Source organism: Streptomyces sp. NPDC045021 (genome assembly GCF_056432645.1).
This window is the reverse complement of the sequence record NZ_JBWKIQ010000001.1, coordinates 266363-282384: the sequence shown is the minus strand read 5'-3', so window position 1 is coordinate 282384 and position 16022 is coordinate 266363. Positions and strand designations below refer to the sequence as shown.

The following is a 16022-nucleotide window of genomic DNA, read 5'->3' as shown; positions in this document are numbered from 1 at the left end:
GACGCTTCCTTCAGAGGTGGTGACGGCGGCACTCGGACGGTGAGTGATCGAAGATGATTCAATTATGCCCTGTTCGAGCAAATATGAACGACTCGGCTGGTGTCGCGGAGTATTCACGAGCCGGCGGCTCAGGTCCAGTCGCCGTTACCCGACCGTTGCGAATAGGCAGGCCGGGACGGCAATGTGGCCGGATGTGGCGGCGCGCGGCCGGTCGATGGCGTCGGCTCGGTGGCCGGTACGGCGAACGGCATTCGCGTGCGCACAGTTGTTGACGCGATGGCAATTCTGAGCAGATTATGTCAATCGCTCGTAGCGCCCTCGCCGACCCGTGCCGTACGGCGATCCCCCCACCCCGAAGGAGCCCACCCACCGTGGCAACCAGACTCCTCCGCAGACCGCTCACCGCGGTCCTGACCGCGGCCCTGATACCCGCCGGCTGTCTCCTGGGCACCGGCCCGGCCGCCGCGAACGACGGCGTGAGCCAGCCGGCGGCGAACTACGCGTCCGCGGCGACGCCCAGCACGCCCATCGCCGCTCTCCCGCCGATGGGCTTCAACAACTGGTCCCGTGCGACGTGTGCGCCCCAGGCACCGCTGGACGGCTCCAACCGGCTGAACTACTCCTTCCAGCAGTACATGAAGGACAACGCCAAGGGCCTGTCCGACACCGGCCTGATCGCCAAGGGGTACCGGACCATCACCGTCGACGACTGCTGGATGTACCGCAACAGCTCCGGCTACCTGCACGGCGGGCTCAACTGGGGTGGCGCCACCGACGTCCGCGACACCACCAAGCAGCCCGGCTTCGACTACGAGCTGACCGCCTACGGCGACTACCTGCACAGCCTCGGCGCGAAGTTCGGCATCTACGAGACGTCCGGCACCCACACCTGCAGCACCGCCACACCGACGGCACCCAATCTGCCCAACGGCAGCGAGTACTACGAGCAGAACGATGCCAACTCCTTCGTCTCCTGGGGTGTCGATCAGCTCAAGTACGACAACTGCGGCGACCAGGAGCCGGTCCGGACACTCGATACCCGCATGTCCAACGACCTGCGGACCGCGGTCACTGCGGCGGCCAACGGCGGCAAGGCCACGCCCAACATCACGTTCAACATCTCCGCCCCCGCCGGATACGGGAACGGCTCCACGAAGTTCGACTCCATGAACTGGGTGCGCGGGCTCGGCCAGCTCTGGCGGGTGGGCCCGGACATCTGGAACTACGGCGACGGCAAGAATCCGTGGAACGTGCCGCTGGCCGGCTACAACTTCGGCGCGTACCAGAGCTTCGACAACACCCTGGAGCTGAGCCGCTACCAGGGACCGGGCAACTGGAACGACGCCGACATGCTGCTGATCGGCGACAACGGCATGACCACCGCCGAGGAGCGCAGCCAGATGGCGCTGTTCTCCGCACTGGCCGCGCCACTGGTGATCAGCACCGACGCCCGCAAGTTCCAGCCGTCGTACATCGCCGCCCACCCCGCGGAAGCGGCGCACCTCAACGCGTCCGTCGCGATTCTGGGCAACACCGAAGTGATCGCCGTCGACCAGGACCCGCTGGGCGCCGGCGGCTACCGCGTCTCGGGTGGCGCCGCCAACGCCGACGGCTCCCCGGCCGCCGCCAGTGGTGTCGATGTCGTCCTCAAGCCCCTCGCCGACGGCAGCAAGGCCGTCGTCGTGCTCAACAAGGGCTCCGCGGCCACGAGCTACTCGCTCTCCCTCGCCGGCCTGGGCTTCAACACCACCGGCTGCGGCTACGACGTCCGCGACCTGTGGGCGCACAGCAGCAGCACTTCGACGGGCTCGGTGCCCCTCACCCTGGGCGCGCACGACAACGCGATGCTCAAAATCGCTCCGCAGGCCGGCTGCGGCAGTTTCACCCCGAGCGGACAGATCACCGCGTCGCGTGACAACTGGGGCAAGGCGTCCCTGTGCCTGGACAACTACCGCTCCGGCACCGCCACCAACAACCCGGTCGATCTCTATCCCTGCAGCGGCGGTTCCAACCAGCAGTGGCGGCGCAACTCCGACGGCACGATCCAGCTGCTGCAGTCCGGTACCTCGAACCTCTGCCTGACCGCCCAGAGCGGTACGACAACCGGGGCGATCAACGGGAAGTCCGGTCAGTGGGTGGGTGTCGCCCCGTGCGGTTCGGCCGCCGGCTACCAGACCTGGACGTACAACCGGGACGGAAACCTCAAGCTCAGCGGGACCACCAAGTGCCTCGACGGCTACGGAGGGGCGACAACCACGAGCGGTACGCCCGTCGACCTGTACGCCTGCGGAACCGCCCCCGGCTCGCTCCAGACCAACCAGACCTGGGCAGCTCCCTTCAGCACTCCGCCCGCCTCCTGACCTGACACCGATCCGACTGAGGGGTCCGCGGCGATGTCCCACGCCGCGGACCCCTCCTGCCGCCCGCCGTGCCGGCGGCAGGATTGCTCATCTTGCTGCTCTGACCTGGAGCTAGACTCCCCTCATGCTCAAAGTTGACAGAATCGCCCGCATCCTTGATCACGTTTCCAAGGAGGGCAGTGCCGACGTCCATGTGCTCACCGAGCTGCTCGGTGTGTCGGGGGCGACTGTCCGGCGCGATCTGCAGACGCTGCACGAGCAGGGACTCCTCCACCGCACCCGCGGCGGCGCGGTGACCGGCACGTTCAATCTGGAACTGCCGCTGCGCCACCGTGCGGGACGCCAGCAGGCCGAGAAGCGGCGGATCGCACTCGCCGCGGCCCGCCTGGTACCGGACGGGGCGGTGGTGGGCATGACCGGCGGCACCACGGTCACCGAGATCGCCCATGCGCTGTCCGATCGAAGCGGCATCACCGTCGTCACCAACGCGGTCAACATCGCCGCTGATCTGATCGCCCGGTCCGAGATCCGTCTCGTGGTCGTCGGAGGCAACGCAAGGACCGCCAGCTACGAACTGGTGGGGCCGGCCGCCGAGCGGATGCTCGCCCAGTACAACCTGGACATCGCCTTCATCGGTGTGGACGGCCTGACCGCGAGCGAGGGCTGCACCACGCACGACGAGATGGAGGCCCACACCGACCGGGCCTTCCTGCGCAGCAGTGCGCGCTCCGTGGTCGTCGCGGACAGCACCAAGATCGGTCGGGTGACCTTCGCGGAGATCTGCCCGCTCGGCGACATCGACGATCTCGTCACCGACGACGCACTCGACGAGGCCCGGGAACAGGCCATCGTCGAGTGCGGCGTCCGGGTGCTGCGCGCCTGAGGGCTGCCGGCAGGCGCAGGTGAAGTTGGTCCAGACCTATTGACGGTAGGTCTGGACCAATCTACCGTGGGCGACGCTCGCGACGAGACCTGTGCCTTCTGCCAACTCACCCACTGTCCTGCCCTCATGGACGCCACGTGGACTCGGTGATGGTGTTCATGGAGAGACGGAGCGAAACATGATCGGTCGGTCATCACGTCTGCTGGGGGTCGGCCTGGCAACGGCGTTCGTCGTCCAGATGCTGGTCGCCGCGGCGCCGAGCGCACCGCAGGCCACCGTGTGCGCGGTCAAGTCGAAGCCGGCGGGCAAGGTCCTCCAGGGGTACTGGGAGAACTGGGACGGCGCGGCGAACGGTGTGCACCCCCCGCTCGGCTGGATCCCGATCACCGACACCCGCATACGTGATCACGGCTACAACGTGGTCGACGCGGCATTCCCGGTCATCCACTCGGACGGCACCGTCCTGTGGGAGGACGGGATGGACTCGACCGTGAAGGTCGCGACCCCGGCCGAGATGTGCCAGGCCAAGGCGGCCGGTCAAACGGTGCTGATGTCCATCGGTGGCGCGGCGGCGGGGATCGACCTCAACTCCTCAGCCGTCGCCGACCGTTTCATCGCGACGGTGGTACCGATCCTGAAGGCGTACAACTTCGACGGCATCGACATCGACATCGAGACCGGTCTCATCGGCAGCGGCACCATCACCAAGCTGTCCGCCTCGCAGGCCAACCTCGTGCGCATCATCGACGGCGTACTCGCCCAGATGCCCTCGAACTTCGGTCTGACCATGGCGCCGGAAACGGCCTACGTCACCGGCGGCAGCGTGGCCTACGGATCGATCTGGGGCGCGTACCTGCCCATCGTCAAGAAGTACGCGGACAACGGCCGGCTCTGGTGGCTGAACATGCAGTACTACAACGGCAGCATGTACGGGTGCTCCGGCGACTCCTACTCCGCCGGTACGGTCGCGGGATTCACCGCGCAGACGGACTGCCTGAACAAGGGGCTGGTCGTCCAGGGCACCACCATCAAGGTCCCCTACGACAAGCAGGTCCCGGGACTGCCCGCGCAACCGGGTGCCGGGGGCGGCTACATGGCGCCGAACCTGGTGTCGCAGGCCTGGAACAAGTACAACGGCGGGTTGAAGGGCCTGATGACCTGGTCGATCAACTGGGACGGTTCGAAGGGGTGGACGTTCGGCAACAACGTCAAGGCCCTGCAGGGTCATCGAAGCGCCTGAGGTGATCTGGTGGGCGAGCGGGCTCCTGCGCGATCTCGGCCAGGGGTACCGCTCGAGGGCGTCGGACCAGCCATCGGTCTCCTGCCCGGTCACATTGAAGCGCGGTCCCCTCCTGCCGCGCCGCGCTCACCGCCCGGAACGGTGTGATGGGGCGCGGAGGGCTTCCGGGGTGCGCCGGCACCGGTGCCGGGCGAGAGTGGAGGAGTGCGTGGGCTCCGCCGACGTGCCCCGCGCCCGCCCCGCGGTGAGGCAGGCGGCCGGCGGTCGGCGGTAGGGCGGTCGTCCCGAGGAGGTCGCGATGGAACCGGTGCAGGCGCTGGACCGGATCGCCTTTCTGCTGGAGCGCTCCCAAGCGGCCACGTACCGGGTGGAGGCATTCCGTACGGCGTCCGCGGTGGTCGAGGCGATGACGGCCGAGGAGGTCGCCGAACGCTCGGCGGCCGGCACGCTGCAGGCGCAGAAGGGCATCGGCCCCAAGACGGCCCAGGTCGTCAAGGAAGCGCTGGCCGGCAGCGTGCCCGGTTACCTCGAACGGCTGGAGGCGGAGGCGGCGGCGCCGCTCGTGGAGGGTGGAACGGCGCTGCGCGCCCTGCTGCGCGGCGACTGCCACCTGCACTCGGACTGGTCGGACGGGGGCAGCCCCATCGAGGCGATGGGCCGGACCGCGGCGGAGCTCGGACACGAATGGGCCGTACTCACCGACCACTCGCCCCGCCTGACCGTCGCCCACGGTCTGTCGGCCGAGCGGCTGCGCCGGCAGCTGGAGGTGGTGAGCGAGCTGAACGAGCGCTGGGCCCCGTTCCGGCTGCTGACGGGTATCGAGTGCGACATTCTCTCCGACGGCTCCCTCGACCAGGAACCCGACCTGCTCGACCAGCTCGATCTGGTGGTCGCCTCGAACCACTCCGAGCTGCGGATGGAATCTCCCGCCATGACGCGACGCATGATCAATGCGGTACAGAACCCCCTGGTGGACGTCCTCGGGCACTGCACCGGCCGGCTGCTGTCCGGCAAGCACCGCCCGCCGTCTCAGTTCGACGCGGCCGAGGTCTTCGCGGCCTGCGCGGAGGCCGGAACGGCGGTCGAGATCAACAGCCGACCGGAACGACTGGACCCGCCGCGTGACCTCCTGCTCCAGGCCGTCGCCTCCGGAGCGTTCTTCGCCATCGACACGGACGCCCACGCTCCCGGTCAGCTCGACTGGCAGATCCTGGGATGCGCACGGGCCGAGACCTGCGCGGTGCCGGCCGAGCGGGTCGTCAACACCTGGACCGCGCCCCAGCTCCTCGAGTGGACACGCTCCCGGAAAGCGCCCTCGGGCGATCACCCTGCGTGACATTTCGCCGGCCGGAACGGGTCCTCCGGTCCCCGTGCTCACGCTGATCGGCCCATAAGGGTGTCAACGAGCGCGATACCGAGTAAACGGTGGCAAAGTGATCGGTGTCCCCATGCGCGAAGCGAGGCTGCTGAGATGGCTTCTTCTGAAAGCGCGGTCCAGGGAGCGCCGTGTTGGGTGAGCCTGACCGCCGCCGACCTGCCGGCGAGCCAGGCCTTCTACAGCCGAGTACTGGGCTGGCAGTACCGGACCGGATTCGGGCTGGACGAGTACGCCGTGGCGATCAGCGAGGGGGAGCCGATCGCCGGCCTCGGCCCGACCGGGCACTCCCTGGGCACCCCGGCGTGCTGGTCGGTGCACTTCGCGGTGGACAGCGCCGACCGAGCCGCGGGGCGGATCCGTGAACGCGGCGGCACCGTCGCCGTCGGCCCCATCGCTTTCGGCCCCGGCCGGGTGGCCTGGGCCATCGATCCGGCAGGCGCGCCGTTCGCCCTGTGGGAAGGCCCCGTGGAACCGCACTGGTCCCCCAGGGGCGCCGGTCGCGGCCTGTGGATCGAGCTGCACACCCGGGATGTCTTCGCCGCGGCGATTTTCTACAGCCAAGCCCTGGGCTGGGACACCGAACCCCCCGAGCGTTGCACCCTGCGGTACGAGAACGATCAGGTGTTCGTCGACATCGACGGCCGCACGGTGGCCGCCCTGCACGGCGGCGCGGTGGAGGAAGCCCCGGATCCGAAGGTTCGCCCCCGCTGGCAGGTCACCTTCAGAACCCCCCATCCGGTCATGGCCGCCGAGCGCGCGGAGGCTGCGGGAGGCGTGATCGTCAGTGCGCCGGACGAGAGCGCGCCGGGTTGGGCGACGCTCCTCAGGGATCCGGAGGGCACCCTGTTCACCGTCGCCGCGCAGACCGCCGAGAGCGGGCCGGAAGAAGGCCCGTCCCGCCTGGAGCCGACCTCGCACGGCGACCCCGCTGTGTAGCGCCATGGGCCTCGCGGCCCAGCACAGCACCGTTCGGCCCCGACGGCACGCGCGGTATCCCGATCGGCGATGCGGTACACACTCGCCCTGCCGGCGAAGGGGTCTTGTACCGGTCATTGCTTTGTGGTTGGGTGCGGGGCTGACGTGCAGTTGACGCAGGGGGCGGGGATCGGTCCGATGCGCAGTGAAGGCAACGAGGACCGGTGGTCGCGGTCCGAGCGGTGGAGCAGTGATTCAGCAAACTACCGGGAGTTCGACGACTCTGTCGGCGGCAATCGGGACCGCGAGGTCGGTGGACTCGGAGGACGGGCGCTGACGGCATGCCTGTGTCTGGCCGGTGTCCCGGTGGCGCGGTGGCTGGGGTCGGCTACCCACCGGCACACCCGTGGTTGGGAGTTCCTGTACTTCATGGGCTTCATCGCCCTCGTGGTCGGCCTGGGCGCGGCGGTCAGGTGGCTGTGGGACAGGTTGTGACAGTGGCCCGGGCCGTCGTGGGCGACGCCTGGCGTTCTGGCACCCGCCGGAGATCCTGAGCGCGGCGGCGCTATGCCGGAGTGCCCGGTTCGGTGTGCCGGGCGTGCTCGTACAGGGCGAACAGCATGCCGTGCACCGGCTCGTCCTGGGCGTCCTCCTCCGTCTCGTCGATCAGCCGGGCCAGGGTCTCGCCCAGGCGTTGCGCCTTGGCGGGGCTGAGGTGCAGGTGGCGGAGGGTCAGGTGGGTCTCGGCGGGGGAGCGGTCCAACTCCTGGGCGATCGCGCCGAGCATCGCCGCCGTTCCGGCCGCCTCGGGCTCGGCGACGATCATGCGGCGGGCGACGCGCTGGTAGTACTGCTCGGTGCCGCCGCGGACCTGGCGGGTTTCGGCGACGTGGACGAGACCGGCCGTGCGCAGCACCTTCAGGTGGTGTGCGACGTTGCCCTTGGCGGTCTCGAGTTGTGCTGCGAGCTGGCTGATGGTGGCGGGTCGGTGGCCCAGGGCGAACAGCAGCCGTTGGCGCAGCGGGTGGGCGAGCGCCGCGAACTGCTCGGGCGAGCCGATCTCCTGGACTTCATGCGGCGTCGGCGGGTAGGGCGGTTGCTCGGGCATGGGTTAAGTGTCTAATACTCTTGACGCTTTTGGAAGGGTGGTGTTCTACTCCCTGCCATGACAACAACCCTGACGCAGATCAGTACTGTCCCGGTCGTCGAGGAGACGGCCCAACTCGTCCTGGATCACTACGTCTTCCCCGAAGTGGCCGAGCACCTCGCGGCCCTGTTGCGGCGGCGCCTCGCCGCGGGGGCGTACGACGTCGGCAGTGCGGAGGACCTCGGCCGGCTCGTCACCGCGGACCTGCAGTCGGTCAACGACGACCGGCATCTGCGGCTGCTCTTTCACGCAGAACCGGTGCCGCCGGAGCAGGGAGCTGCCACGTTGGCGGCCATGCGCAGGAAGTTCGACGCCTCGCTGGGCGGCGTTCCCCGGGTGGAGCTGCGGGACGGCGGGATCGCCGTACTGGAGCTGACCCCGGCACTGTTCCCGCTGGCCTGGGCGGCCGAACCGCTCGCGGCCGCGCTCACCCTGGTCTCCCGGGCGGACGCCCTCCTTCTGGATCTGCGCGCCAACGGCGGCGGGGACCCGGATACCGTCGCGTTCATCTGCAGCTACCTGCTCGACGAACGCACCCACCTCAACACCATGTACTGGCGTGACGGCGAGCGGTACGAGCAGTCCTGGAGCCAGCCGTACGTCCCCGGAGCACGTTTCGGCGGTACCAAGCCGCTGTACGTGCTGACCAGCGGCAGCACCTTCTCCGCTGCCGAGGAACTGGCCTACGACCTGCAGCAGTTGGGCCGAGCCGTTGTCGTCGGCGAGGTGACATGCGGTGGGGCGCACCCGCGCGAGGGCTGGACGGTGCACCCGCATCTGGAAGCCAGCATCCCGACCGGCCGCGCGATCAACCCCGTCTCCGGCACCGACTGGGAGGGCACCGGCGTGCAGCCGGACGTCTCCTGCGCCGCTTCCGACGCCGTCGATCGCGCCCACGCCCTCGCCCGCACCCGGTTGACGTCCCACACCGGCTGACTCCTCCTCAGACCCGGCGCGAGACCCGCATCAGGTACTCCCTGCGGTTGAGCGGATCGTGGTCCGACCTCGGCCGGGTGGGGACCGCGCCACGGACCCGCTGGTAGTGGTCGAAGGTGTACTCCAGCACCCCCTCGCCGCTGGTCAGCGACGGCAGTTGCCGCTCCAGCTCGTGCACCGAGGCCGCCGGGATCTCTCCCTCCACCACGTACGACGAGCCCCGCACCGCCGATGACTGCGGCACGGCGCGCAGTCGCGCGAGCGCGGGCAGCACCAGCCCGAACACGTCCGCGGGGATGTCGAGGCTGAACCGGTGCATCGGCTCGTACACCCGGCTCGCCGCCTGCTCCAGCGCGCTCATGAGCACCAGCGGCGTCAGGTTGCGGAAGTCCCCGGCGGTGCTCGACATGCTCTTGTCGAAGACGGCATGAGCGTGGCTCTGCCGTGGCGCATAGCCGGAATGCGTCATGGTGACCGTGCAGTCGGTGACCTGCCAGCCGTAGATCCCCTGCTCCAGCGTCACTTTGACGGTCTCTTCGACCGCCTTGAAGAACGAGTACGGCATCGAGCCGAGTTCGACCTCCAGACGGAACTCGACGCCGCTGCCGACCGGCGCCGGGTCGATGCGCAGTCCTACGGTCGCGAGAAACGGATTGGAGTCGGCATGGAGGACCTCGACGGCCGAACCGGTGCCGGCCGGACGTTCGATGTGAAGGGTCGTCGTCTCGCGGAAGGTGACATCGATCCCGAAGTCGCCTGCCAAGGTGGCCTGGATGACCTCTTTCTGTACCTCCCCGTAGAGCGAGACGGAGGTTTCCTGCCGGAGGTCGTCCTGGCGCAGGTTGATCAACGGGTCCTGCTCAGCGAGTTGCATGAGCGCGACGTGCAGTGCTCCGTTGTCGGCGGGTCGAACGGGAGCGACGATCGTCTCCAGGGTCGGCGGGGCGAAGTGTTGGCTGTCCGGGTGCGTGGTGCGCTGAACGCCGATGGCGTCGCCGATACGGACGTCTCCGATTCCCCACAACTTGCCGATCTGCCCCGCGGAGACAGCGTCCCGCTGGACGTCCGAGCCGCGCTCGTAGACGCTGAGCGCGGTGACCTTCCCCTCCTCGTCCCCGCGGAACGGCAGGCGGTCCCGTACGCGTACCGTGCCCGCGAACATGCGGACGTAGGCGATCTTCTCCCCGGCCGGACCGCGTTCGACCTTGAAGACGGTGCCGGCGACCGGGCCGTCGGGATGGTCGTCGGCAGTGGGCAGCAGTTCGGTGATCCCGGAGACCAGGGCATCCACACCCGCCCCGGTGATCGCCGAGCCGAAGAACACCGGATGCACCAGGCCGCGCTTGGTCTGCGCCGCGAGTTCGCCACGGAGCCGGGGGTAGGAGAGCGCGGCCTCGTCGTCGACATACGCGGCCAGGAGTGCTTCGTCGCGGCCGGCCAGCAGATCGACGAGTCCGGACGTGAAGTCGGCGTCATCGGCGGTGTGGGGCCGGGACGTTGCGCCGCGCGTGCCGAGCGCGGTGGCCGGTCCCATCGAAAGGCTCGCGGGGGCCAGTTTCTCGGCGATGCCGCGGAGCACGTTCTCGTACTGGGCGCCCCCGCGGTCGATCTTGTTGACGAAGATCAGCGTGGGAATGCCCAGCCGTTGCAGCGTCCGCATCAGCACTCGGCTCTGCGCCTGCACGCCTTCAACGGCGGAGACGACCAGCACGGCCCCGTCGAGCACGTTCAGCACCCGCTCCACCTCGGCGATGAAATCCGGGTGACCGGGTGTGTCGATGAGATTGACGGTGATGTCGTCAACGACGAACGAGGCGACGGCGGACTTGATGGTGATGCCGCGTTGCCGTTCCAACGACATGGAATCGGTCAGGGTACTGCCGTCATCGACGCTGCCGATCGTGTCGATGGCGCCTGCGGCGTGCAGCAGCCGCTCGGTCAGGCTCGTCTTGCCGGCGTCAACATGCGCCAGGATTCCCAGGTTCAGCGTGTGCACTAGGTGTCATGTCCTCGAGATAGATGGCAATTCCCTCCTGGATGGACATGAACGATCCGCACATGATCGGGACTCCTGGATTGATGGGGGTGTTACAGGGAAGTGCAGCAGACGCCTGACCCGGAGAGCAACCGTTTAAATGGCGACGCAATGGGCTTGCGGCCGTTGGGCCGGAGCTCCGCTCGCCGGACCCGGAACGCCGACTGCCCACCGGCGGGGCCGGTGGGCAGTCAGGGGAGTGCGGGTGCCGGCGGTCAGCGGAACGTCATTCTCCGCTGTGCCTCGGCGGCCGGTGGTCAGGCGAAGTGGGCGTCCTGCACCGGGACGGCCTTGGGGTTCGGGCCGTATGCGTTGGTCTGCTGCTCGCTGTCGGAGCTGAGCATGACCAGCATGCAGATCAGGCCCGCGAAGGGGATGAGGTTGATGAGCACCCACCAGCCTCTGCGACCGGAGTCGTGCAGCCGTCGGACGGTGACTCCCAGGACGGGGAGGAACGTGGGAACGAGGTACACCAATTCGAGCAACGGCTTCGTGTCGAGCACGAAGTCGAGGATCGCCAGCGGAATCCAGATGGCGGTGTTGATCAGGGTGAACATCCAGTATTCCCTGCACCGCGCGCGGCCGCCGAATACGGCGTATTTCTTGAGTACATCGAGGTAGTAGTGCATTTCGTCCCCCCATAGGACTGATGTGGCCCGTCCTAGTGGATCAAGCCAGACGGGAGAACCTTAAGGGCGTGATGTGCACCGGTCAAGGGATATGTCCGCTTGGCCGGAGGCGCGGGCGCGGGCGCGGGCGCGGGCGCGGAGCGGATCAGTGGAGCGGATCCGGGGGGCACCGCCATCGGTTGTGCGCCCCGCCGGCGCCCTGGAGACAGGACGCCGGCGGGGCCCGGATCCGGGATCACAGCCGGGGGTCGACCGGTTCGGACTCCAGAGCCAGCACCGCGAAGACCGCCTCGTGGACCCGCCACAGGGGTTCGCCCGCCGAGAGCCGGTCCAGGGCCTCCAGGCCGAGTGCGTACTCGCGCAGTGCGAGCGAGCGCTTGTGGCCCAGGAACCGGGAGCGCAGCTTGGCGAGGTTCTCCGGCCGGGTGTACTCGGGACCGTAGATGATCCGCAGGTACTCGCGGCCCCGGCACTTGATGCCGGGCTGCACGAGCCGACCGTTCTCACCACGTACCAGAGCCTGGAGCGGTTTGACGACCATGCCCTCGCCGCCGGCGCCGGTCAGCTCCAGCCACCAGTCGGTGCCCGCCGCGACCGACTGCTCGTCGGTGGTGTCGACGACGAGCCGGCGGGTCGACTGCAGCAGTCCCGTCGGGTCGTTGGAGACCAGACGGTCGATCAGGGTCAGCTGCTCGTCGTGCGGGAGCGCGGCGAGGCTGCGGCCCTGGGCCGCCAGGATCTGGAAGGGCGCCAGACGCACCCCGTCCAGGCCCTCGGTCGGCCAGCAGTAGCGCCGGTACGCGTCGGTGAACGCGGCGGCGTCGGTGGCCCGGCCGCGCTGGCGCGCGAGCAGCTCCGACACCCCCGTGCCGCGTGCCGAAGCGGCCTCCAGGGCGGCGATCGCGCCCGGGAACACCGCGCCCGAGGCCGCGCCCACGGCGGCGTACTGCCGGCGCAGCAGGCCGGACGCCTTCAGCGACCAGGGCATCAACTCGGCGTCGAGCAGCAGCCAGTCCGTGTCCAGTTCGTCCCACAGCCCGGCAGCGGTGACGGCCTCCCGCAGGCGCGCCAGGATCTGCTCGGTGACGGCCTGGTCGTCGAAGAACGGGCGCCCGGTGCGGGTGTGCAGGGCTCCGCTCACCCCCGGCTCGGTGATACCGAAGCGCGCCCGTGCCACCTCGGCGTCACGGCAGAGCAGCGCCACCGCGCGCGAGCCCATGTGCTTCTCCTCGCACACCACCTGGCGCACGCCGTCGGCGCGGTACGCCGCGAAGGCCTCGTGCGGGTGCTCCAGATAGCCCTCCTCCTGCGAGGTCGCGCAGGGCGACATCGTCGGCGGCAGGTAGGCGAGCAGCCGCGGGTCGACCGCGAACCGACTCATGACCTCCAGCGCGGCCGCCGCGTTCTCCTCACGGACCGCGACTCTGCCGTGCTGCGACGTCTCGACGGCGCGACGGCCCGCCACGTCGGCGAGGTCCAGCGGCCGGCCGTCCTGGCCGCCCGGTGTCTGCGTGACGAGCGGCTTCGCCGGCTCGTACCAGACCCGCTCGGCCGGAACGTCGACGAGTTCACGCTCGGGCCAGCGCAGCGCGGTCATCTTCCCGCCGAACACCGCGCCGGTGTCGAGGCAGATGGTGTTGTTGATCCACGAGGTGTCGGGAACGGGCGTGTGCCCGTAGACGACGGTGGCGCGGCCCCGGTACTCCTCGGCCCACGGGTAGCGGACGGGCAGACCGAACTCGTCGGTCTCGCCGGTGGTGTCCCCGTAGAGCGCGTGCGACCGGACCCGGCCGGAGGTGCGGCCGTGGTACTTCTCCGGGAGACCGGCGTGGCAGACCACGAGCTTGCCCTCGTCGAGCACGTAGTGGCTGACGAGCGACTCGATGAACTCCAGCGCGCGGGCGCCGAACTCCGGCTCTTCCTGGGCGGTCTTCTGCAGCTGCTCGATGGTCTCGGCGAGGCCGTGGGTGTGCTGCACCTTGCGGCCCTTGAGATGGCGGCCGAGCTTGTTCTCGTGGTTGCCCGGTACGCACAGCGCCGAGCCGGCGGCGACCATGCCCATGACGAGGCGCAGCACGCCGGGGCTGTCGGGACCGCGGTCGACGAGGTCGCCGACGAACACGGCGGTGCGCCCGAGCGGGTGCGCGGCGCCGATCGGACGTTCCGCGGCGTCCCGTTCCAGGGCGTAGCCGAGCTTGGTCAGCAGCGTCTCCAGCTCGGATCGGCAGCCGTGGATGTCACCGATGATGTCGAACGGTCCGCTCAGGTGCCGCAGGTCGTTGTAGCGGCGCTCCAGGACGATCTCGGCGCTGTCGATCTCCTCGGTGCCGCGCAGGATGTGCACCTTGCGGAAGCCCTCGCGCTCCAGCCCGCGCAGGGAGCGACGCAGTTCGCGCTGGTGGCGCTGGATGACGTGCTTGGGCATGGCGGCCCGGTCGGGGCGCGCGGCGTTGCGCTCGGCGCAGACCTGCTCGGGCACGTCGAGGACGATGGCGATCGGCAGCACGTCGTACTGGCGGGCCAGGTTGACGAGCTGCTTGCGGCTCTCGCTCTGCACGCTGGTCGCGTCGATGACGGTCAGGCGTCCGGCGGCGAGCCGCTTGCCCGCGACGAAGTGCAGCACCTCGAAGGCGTCACGGCTGGCGCTCTGGTCGTTCTCGTCGTCGCTGACCAGGCCGCGGCAGAAGTCGGAGGAGAGGATCTCGGTGGGCTTGAAGTGGCGGGCCGCGAACGTCGACTTGCCGGAGCCGGTCGCTCCGACGAGGACCACGAGGGACAGGTCGGTCACGGGAAGCGTGCGCTTGCTGGTCATGCGGCTGACTCCTCCTTCGGGGTCGGCGGGGTGTGCGCGGTCTGCGGGTGCGCCGAGTCCGTGGCGGGCTGCTCGTCGAGCTGTGCGGTGCTCCGGGTGCTCCCGGTGCTTGGGGTGCTCCCGGTGCTTCGGGTGAAGGCCGCCAGCTGGGTCGGCGGGCCGACCTCGGGGTCGTCGGGCCCTACGGGGACGTACGCCACGTCGTACCCGTGCCGCCGCGCGACACGGTCCGCCCAGTCGCGGAATTCCGCGTGGGTCCACTCGAACCGGTGGTCCGAGTGCCGGACGTGTCCTGCCGGCAGCGTCTCCCAGCGCACGTTGTACTCCGCGTTCGGAGTGGTGACGACGACGGTCTCGGGCCGGGCCGCGCCGAACACGGCGTACTCCAGGGCCGGCAGCCGCGGCAGGTCGAGGTGCTCGATGACCTCGCTGAGCACCGCGGCGTCATAGCCCCTGAGCCGGGTGTCGGTGTACGTGAGCGAGCCCTGCAGGAGCTTGACGCGGGCGGCCCTGCGGTCGCCCATCTGCTCCAGGCGCAGCCGACGGGCCGCCGCGTTCAGCGCCCGCACGGACACGTCGACACCGACGATCTCGGTGAAGCGGACGTCCTTCAGCAGCTCGCCGACCAACTGGCCCTGGCCGCAGCCGAGGTCCAGCACGCGGGCCGCGCCCGCGGAGCGCAGTGCCTCCAGGATCGCGTCGCGGCGCCGGGCGGCCAGCGGTACGGGCTTCTCCTCCGTGTCCGCGCTCTCGTCGACCGCGTTGTCGATCTCCTCGACCTCGATGTCGTCGGCGTCGGCGAGCCGGGCCAGCTCCAGGCGCTCCATGGCCTGGCGCGTCAGGGCCCAGCGGCGCGACAGATAGCGGCTGGCGATCAGCTGTTGCTCGGGGTGGTTCTCCAGCCAACCCTCACCGAAGCGCAGCAGCTTGTCGACCTCGTCGGGTGAGATCCAGTAGTGCTTGGAGTCGTCCAGCACCGGCAGCAGGACGTACAGGTGGCGCAGCGCGTCCGACAGCCGCAGCTCGCCCTCCAGCGTCAGCCGTACGTACCGCGAGTCGCCCCACTCGGGGAACTGCGGGTCCAGCGCGATGGGTTCGGCTCCGACGGTCCACCCCAGCGGCTCGAACAGCGCCCGCACCAGATCGGCGCCGCCACGGGCGGGCAGCACCGGCACCTCGATCCGCAGCGGCAGCGGGGCCGCGGCGCGCTCGGGGTGCGTGCGGCACTCTCCGCGCAGCGCGCTGGAGAACACCGTGCGCAACGCGACGGCCAGCAGCGACGAGGCCGCGTACGGCCGGTCGTTCACATACTGCGCGAGCGCCGCGTCGGGCGCCCCGCCCCGGTCCTTGCCCTTGCCCTTGGCGCGACGCACCAGCGCGACCGGATCCACCTCCAGCAGAAGCGCGGCCGTGCAGATCTGTGCGGACGCCTCGGGGTAGAAGACGTGCGCGTCGCCATAGGAGGTCGAGAAGGCCTGAGCCTTTTCCGGATGCTTGTGCAGCAGGAAGCCGAGGTCCGTCGCGGGACGCTCGTCGCTGCCGGTGAGAGATATCGTCAGGAACACACGCCCGAGTATCGACGGGTTCACCCGCCGTGACCAGGCAATTTTGGTCACGGTAGGCGGCTTGCGGCCTCTCGCCGCTTCGTGCGGACGCGGCGGGACGCCCGGTTGGTCGGGATCCAGGG

At 69.5% G+C, this 16022-nt stretch carries 12 protein-coding genes; 7 read left to right on the top strand and 5 right to left on the bottom strand.

Annotated elements, in window-relative coordinates:
• The first annotated feature begins 371 nt into the window (after positions 1–371).
• The 6 genes from AC07DC_RS01265 to AC07DC_RS01240 all read left to right on the top strand — a co-directional run bounded on the left by AC07DC_RS01265 (position 372) and on the right by AC07DC_RS01240 (position 7271).
• Entirely contained in the window at positions 372–2360 is a 1989-nt protein-coding gene (locus AC07DC_RS01265; RefSeq protein WP_478910691.1) for a ricin-type beta-trefoil lectin domain protein, read from the top strand.
• Between the two features lie 124 nt (positions 2361–2484).
• Positions 2485–3243: a DeoR/GlpR family DNA-binding transcription regulator gene (locus AC07DC_RS01260; RefSeq protein ID WP_478910689.1), complete on the top strand. Its 759-nt coding sequence runs from the start codon at positions 2485–2487 to the stop codon at positions 3241–3243.
• Positions 3244–3421: 178 nt separating this feature from the next.
• Positions 3422–4483: a chitinase gene (locus tag AC07DC_RS01255; protein WP_478910687.1), complete on the top strand. Its 1062-nt coding sequence runs from the start codon at positions 3422–3424 to the stop codon at positions 4481–4483.
• Between the two features lie 298 nt (positions 4484–4781).
• Positions 4782–5819 carry a PHP domain-containing protein gene (locus AC07DC_RS01250; protein WP_478910686.1) on the top strand — a complete coding sequence of 346 codons (1038 nt, stop codon included), beginning with the start codon at positions 4782–4784 and terminating at the stop codon, positions 5817–5819.
• Positions 5820–5996: 177 nt separating this feature from the next.
• Entirely contained in the window at positions 5997–6797 is an 801-nt protein-coding gene (locus AC07DC_RS01245; RefSeq protein ID WP_478910684.1) for a VOC family protein, read from the top strand.
• Positions 6798–6974: 177 nt separating this feature from the next.
• On the top strand, positions 6975–7271 hold the full coding sequence (locus AC07DC_RS01240) for a hypothetical protein (RefSeq protein WP_478910682.1): 297 nt from the start codon (positions 6975–6977) through the stop codon (positions 7269–7271).
• 70 nt (positions 7272–7341) lie between these two features.
• Here the strand turns inward: AC07DC_RS01240 and AC07DC_RS01235 are convergent, their stop codons facing one another.
• The gene (locus tag AC07DC_RS01235; RefSeq protein ID WP_478910681.1) at positions 7342–7884 is read right to left on the bottom strand and encodes an ArsR/SmtB family transcription factor; all 543 of its coding nucleotides are present in this window, start codon (positions 7882–7884) and stop codon (positions 7342–7344) included.
• A gap of 57 nt (positions 7885–7941) precedes the next feature.
• Here AC07DC_RS01235 and AC07DC_RS01230 point away from each other — a divergent pair, with 57 nt between their 5' ends.
• Positions 7942–8859, top strand: coding sequence for a S41 family peptidase (locus tag AC07DC_RS01230; protein ID WP_478910680.1), 918 nt, complete (start codon positions 7942–7944; stop codon positions 8857–8859).
• 7 nt (positions 8860–8866) lie between these two features.
• On the opposite strand, the gene AC07DC_RS01225 is transcribed toward AC07DC_RS01230, so the two are convergent.
• The 4 genes from AC07DC_RS01225 to AC07DC_RS01210 form a co-directional block, all read right to left on the bottom strand.
• Positions 8867–10855 carry a GTP-binding protein gene (locus AC07DC_RS01225; protein ID WP_478910678.1) on the bottom strand — a complete coding sequence of 663 codons (1989 nt, stop codon included), beginning with the start codon at positions 10853–10855 and terminating at the stop codon, positions 8867–8869.
• 296 nt (positions 10856–11151) lie between these two features.
• Entirely contained in the window at positions 11152–11523 is a 372-nt protein-coding gene (locus AC07DC_RS01220; RefSeq protein WP_478910676.1) for a DUF805 domain-containing protein, read from the bottom strand.
• 235 nt (positions 11524–11758) lie between these two features.
• Positions 11759–14335 (bottom strand): polynucleotide kinase-phosphatase, encoded by a 2577-nt coding sequence (locus tag AC07DC_RS01215; protein ID WP_478910674.1) that lies wholly within the window; start codon positions 14333–14335, stop codon positions 11759–11761.
• On the bottom strand, positions 14332–15900 hold the full coding sequence (locus tag AC07DC_RS01210; RefSeq protein ID WP_478910673.1) for a 3' terminal RNA ribose 2'-O-methyltransferase Hen1: 1569 nt from the start codon (positions 15898–15900) through the stop codon (positions 14332–14334). The genes AC07DC_RS01215 and AC07DC_RS01210 overlap by 4 nt, the downstream gene beginning before the upstream one ends.
• Between the last annotated feature and the right edge of the window lie 122 nt (positions 15901–16022).